The following is a 5,063-nucleotide window of genomic DNA, read 5'->3' as shown; positions in this document are numbered from 1 at the left end:
GCACCACCACCGCCGGCTGGCCCGCCCCGCGCCCGCCCACCACGAAGCGGTAGTTGCCCGGCGACAGGTCCGCGCTGTAGCGGCCATCCGCGCCGGTGATGAGCGACACCGACTCGCTGCGGTCCGCGTTGAGCCCCTCCACCTGCGCGCCCGCCGCGGGCTTCCCGTCCGCCAGGTACACCCGGCCCGTCAGGTGCGTCGCGGGCTTGAGGGTCAGCTCCACCAGCGCCGTGCTGCCTCGCGGCACCTCCTGCGTGCCACTCACCTTGCCCTTGCGCGCGGACACCGTGAAGCGCGGCACGAAGGGCGGGCTCGCCAGCGTGAAGTTGCCGTCCGGCCCGGACAGCACCGACCCGTCACACACGTCGCACGTCACCACCGCGTCCGGCACCGCCCCGCCCGACGCATCCCGCACCCGCCCGGACACCGACGGCGCCTTCACCAGCACGATGTCGCCCATGTCCTGCGGCGTCGAGGGACGGTCCACCACCTGCGGCTCGTACCCCGCCGCGTCCACCGCGACGATGAGCCGGTCCCCCGCCGTGGACAGCGGCAGTTCGAAGCGCCCGTCCGGGCTGTTCACGTCGTGCTCGTCCACCCGGAAGCGGCGCACCGGCTGGCCCGAGTCGTCCACCACGCGGCCCCGGAACGTCGTGCGCCGGCGCATCTTCACCTGCACCGGCGGCCCGCCCGGCGTGCCCTGCGGCCGCTCCATCGGCTCGTAGCTCGCGTGGCGCGCCTCCACCACGTAGGTGCGGTCCGGCCGCAGCGCGCGGAACTCGAAGTGGCCGCTCGAATCCGACTGCGTCGGCTCCGCCACGCGCGGCGCCACGCTCATCGCCGCGCCCACCACCGGCTGGCCGTCCTCGTCCACCACGTCGCCCGTCAGCTGCGCGCCGGCCTCCAGCTCCACCGTCACCTGCTGCTTCGCTCCGTCCTGCACCGTCACCGGCCGGGGACTCGATGGCAGGTACTCCGGATGCGACGCCACCAGCTGGTACGTGCCCGGCGGCAGGCCCCGCATGGGCACCACGCCGTCCGGCCCGGAGGGGCGGTCGCTGCGGAAGATGTTCTCCGGATCCGCCCACATCGTCACGTCCGCGCCCTCGACCCGCCGGCCGCCGCTGGTCACCGTCACGTCCGCGCCCGCCTTCGCCTCCAGCGACAGTGTCACGTCCGTCGCGGGCGCTGACGCCTGCACGCTGCCTCCGCCCCACTCGGAGTGGTGCGCATGCAGCGTGTAGAGCCCCGGCATGGGCACCTGCGCCGTGAAGTGGCCGTCCTCGCCCGCGTTCACCACGCCGCCCGTGGGCTGCACCAGCACGGACACGCCCGCCGCGGGCCGGCCGTACTCGTCGATGACCTGCCCGCTGATGACCGTGGCCTTCGCCAGCTCCAGCTCCAGCGGCGTCTCGCCCGGCCCCACGCGCGCGGGCAGCTGCGCCGCGGTGAAGCCCTCCGCCTGCCCTTCCAGCACGTACTCACCCGGCGCCAGCGGCCCCAGCTCCGCCAGGGCTCCGGTGGGCACCGCGTCGCGGCGGATGAGGTCGCCCGCCACCGTGCGCAGGAGCAGCTGCGGGTTGGGCACCGGCTGGCCGTCTTCATCCACGATCGTGACGAGCAACCGGCCCGCGGCCTCCAGCACCAGCGTCACCTGCGTCACCCGCTGCGACAGCGTGAGCGTCCGCGGCGCGGAGCCGAAGCCCGGCGCCTCCGCCGTCACCACCACCTCGTCCGGGTACAGGCCGTTGAAGCGCACCGGCCCGCCCTGCGCCTCCGCGTGCTCCTCGCGCGTCAGGTGGTCGCCGCGCAGCCGCACCGTCGCCGCCGCGGGCGCCCCGTCGCGCAGCACGCGCACCTCCAGCGTGCGCGAAGGCGTCAGCTTCAGGCGCAGCGGCTGCGAGTCCGCCTCCACGTGCTGCGCCACCGCGGGCTGGAAGCCCTCCGCGTCCGCGAGCACGTAGAAGGGGCCCTCGCCCAGGCCCGACAACGTGAAGGCCCCGCCCGCGCCCGCCACGGCCTCGAAGGGCAGCGGCACCTTGCGCGACACCGCGCGCACGCGCGCCCCCGGCCTCGCCTGGCCGGAGTCATCCACCACCGTGCCGGTGATGCTCCGCAAGGGCGGCAGGTACAGCTCCACCGCCTCACCCGGCGCGGCCCGGTCCTTGAGCGCCACGCCCAGCCCCGCCGAGCGCGCCCACACCGTGAAGGACACGCCCGCCAGGTGCTCGAAGCGGAACTTCCCCTCCGCGTCCGTACGCACCGTGGCGCGCGCCGTGAGGAAGCCCTGCTGCTGTTCGAAGAAGGCCCGCGTGTGCAGCGCCGTCTCGTGCGCGGTGCAGGCCAGCAGCGCCAGTCCACACTCGTCGCAGCGCACGTCCGTCAGCGTCCGCTCCGCCGAGGCCGCGAGCGACACCTCCGCGTCCGCCACCGGCCGGCCGTTGCCGTCCAGCACGCGCCCGGTGAGCGTCAGTCCCTCCTGCGCGCCAGACGACACCGCCACCGCGTTGAAGGCGGGCATCCCCTGGCGGATGGAACTGGCGGAGACAGGAGAGACGGGGCGCGCGGCCGGTGCGCCCCACCGGGGCCCCAGCACGATGGCGGCGAGCGCCAGCACGGCGGCCGCCGCGATGAAGACCCATTTGCGCATGTGTACGCGGCCGGGACCTTACTCCCAGGCCGGCCCCCCAACGACGGTTTCCCCCGGGAAATTCCAGAGCGTCCTCTTGAGGACGCCCCGGGGCCCTGTGGAGTTCCCGCTCAGTCCTCCGCGAACGGCTGGATGGCCTGCGCCACCGCCAGCTCCTGCCGCGCCTCGCTCAACTCCGAGTTGGTGGCGCGCAGCCGGTCGCTCAGCACCTGCACGAAGCTCCAGAGCATCTTCACCGCCAGGATGGCTTCGCGCTTCATCAGCCCCATCAAGTCAGAGCGGGCGATGACCATGGTCCGCGTGGGCTCCGTGGCGCGCACCGTGGCGGAGCGGGGCGCATTGTCGATGAGGCCCATCTCGCCGAAGTGCCCGCCCGAGCGCAGCTCCGCGATCTCCACGCCGTTCTTCTCGATGGCCACCCGGCCCCGGATGACGACGAAGAGCTCCTCGCCCGGCTGCCCCTCCACCACGATCTCCCGGCCCGCCGGGTAGGTGCGCGTGGTGGCGATGGACAGCACCGCCGTCTGCTCCTTGTACGTGAGGTGGCGGAAGAGCGGGATCTTCCGCAGCGCCTCCATGCGCGACTGCGCCTCGCTCGTCTCCTCGCTGGCGAGCGCCGCGCTGTCGCCGGCCACCTTCACCACCACGGCGGTGATGTTGTCCTTGCCGCCGCGCTCGTTGGCGATCTCCACGAACTTGCGCGGCAGGTCCCCGGGCTGCAGCCCCGCGACCAGGGGCAAAATCTCCTCGTCCTCGACGTAGCCGTGCAGGCCGTCCGAACAGAGGAGGAACACGTCGCCGGGCATCAGGTCCACGATGAGCGTGTCGACCTGGACGGACTCCTGGATGCCCACCGCGCGGGTGATGACGTTGCGGTACTGCGAGGTGGCGGCCTGCTCCTTGGTGATGGTGCCGGCCTTGAGCTGCGCGGCGACGAGCGTGTGGTCCTCGGTGAGCCGGTGGCACTGCCCGTGCCGCACCAGGTACACGCGGCTGTCGCCCACGTGGCCGATGACGCCCTTGTTGCCGCCCACGGCCAGGCACACGAACGTGGTGCCCATGCCGCGCTTGGAGGCGTCCGTCATCGCCGTGCGGTAGATGTCCGCGCACGCGCGCTGCACCGCCACCTCCACCAGCGCGGCCGCGGCGGAGCGGCTGTCCGCCGTGGGGTTCTGCGCCAGGTCCTTGAGCAGGTGCCGGTTGGCCGCGATGTGCTGCTTGACGACCTCCGTGGCCCGCGCGCTGGCGACTTCACCCGCGGCGTGTCCGCCCATGCCATCGGCGACCATGAACAGGCCGAGCGACGCGTCCACCATCATCGCGTCTTCGTTGTGTTGCCGTTTCCGGCCGACATCGGTCAGCCCGAAGGCTTCTGTGGTCAAGGCCACCGCGAACGCTCCCATCCGTGCCTAGAGGGTGACTCCGCACGTTACGCAGGCCGCCGAAGACGTGGCAAGGCTTCAGGGTTGCAGCCGCACCGACAGCAGGCGCGCGAAGCCTCCAGCCGTGTAGAAGCCGACCTCCACCTGACCGAAGCGCAGCCGCATCCCGTCCTCCACCGCCATGGGTTTGCGAGCCAACAGCCGGCTCCCGGCCACGTACGAGCCGTTCTTCGAGCCCGCATCCGTCAGTAGAAAACGGGTATCCCCTGCGTCCCTTGAAAACCACGCGTGGAACCGGGACACGCTGCCGTCATCCAGGACGACGTCGTTGTTGCCGGTGCGCCCCACGGTGATGCCCCGGCCGAAGGCGTTGCCCTGGGACTTGAGCAGCGGGAAGACGATGGGTTCGTCCTGCCCGAGCGTCGGCGGACCGGCGTTGGTCACCGTCCGCACGGGATACTCCTCCAGGTCGGAGGGAGCCACCGCGCCCAGGGGCGGCGTGAAGAGGAGGATTCCCGCCGGGAGTCCCCGTTCGAACTCCTCGCGGTTGCGCAGGTAGCGCGCGACGTGGGCACTGAGCAGCTCGGCCATGGACGTGGAAGCGGCGCCCTACCCGCACCGGCAGGCGGGGCCGCTCTCGCTCATGGAGTGTACCGCGCCCCTACCGCCAATCCGCGAAAAATCCGATGTTCACGCCACCCACGAAGTCACGCGCGAAGCTGCGGTTCTTCAGGCCGAAGGGCTCCGAGTAGCCCACCGCCAGGCCCACGCCCACGTCCTGCGGGAGCTGGTAGCCAATCTGGAGGCGGCCCTGGACGGTGCCCGCGATGCGGCGGTCCGGCGGCTGGGTGGTGAAGTGGGCGCCGTAGAAGGTGGGGCCGCCCGTCACCTGGAAGCCCCAGTGGGCCTTGCCCGGCAGGTGGTTGCGGTAGCCGAAGCCCACCTGCCCCGTGTGCTCGTAGTAGGAGGTCACCGGCAGGTAGAGGTTCCGGTCCGCCAGCGCGCTGTCGGGCAATGACGCCGCCCACCCC

General features: G+C 72.4%; 3 protein-coding genes and 1 pseudogene. All 4 read right to left on the bottom strand.

Annotated elements, in window-relative coordinates:
• The coding region (locus D7Y21_RS40275) for a carboxypeptidase regulatory-like domain-containing protein (protein ID WP_121718535.1) at positions 1–2,650 on the bottom strand (2,650 nt) is incomplete at its 3' end.
• A gap of 110 nt (positions 2,651–2,760) precedes the next feature.
• Positions 2,761–4,053 (bottom strand): Stp1/IreP family PP2C-type Ser/Thr phosphatase, encoded by a 1,293-nt coding sequence (locus tag D7Y21_RS40270; protein ID WP_120562662.1) that lies wholly within the window; start codon positions 4,051–4,053, stop codon positions 2,761–2,763.
• A gap of 57 nt (positions 4,054–4,110) precedes the next feature.
• Entirely contained in the window at positions 4,111–4,623 is a 513-nt protein-coding gene (locus D7Y21_RS40265; protein WP_120562661.1) for an FHA domain-containing protein, read from the bottom strand.
• 70 nt (positions 4,624–4,693) lie between these two features.
• Positions 4,694–5,063: pseudogene (locus tag D7Y21_RS40260) on the bottom strand (hypothetical protein); the annotation flags it as partial.

Source organism: Corallococcus sp. AB045, from assembly GCF_003668895.1.
GTDB lineage: Bacteria > Myxococcota > Myxococcia > Myxococcales > Myxococcaceae > Corallococcus > Corallococcus coralloides.
The sequence above is the reverse complement of the archived record's forward strand: the minus strand, read 5'-3'. Positions and strand labels throughout refer to the sequence as shown.

What these genes read in the sequence shown, in the direction of transcription:
- D7Y21_RS40270 (WP_120562662.1), bottom strand. Translation starts at nt 4,053, where the DNA reads ATGGGAGCGTTCGCGGTGGCCTTGACCACAGAAGCCTTCGGGCTGACC.
- D7Y21_RS40265 (WP_120562661.1), bottom strand. Translation starts at nt 4,623, where the DNA reads ATGGCCGAGCTGCTCAGTGCCCACGTCGCGCGCTACCTGCGCAACCGC.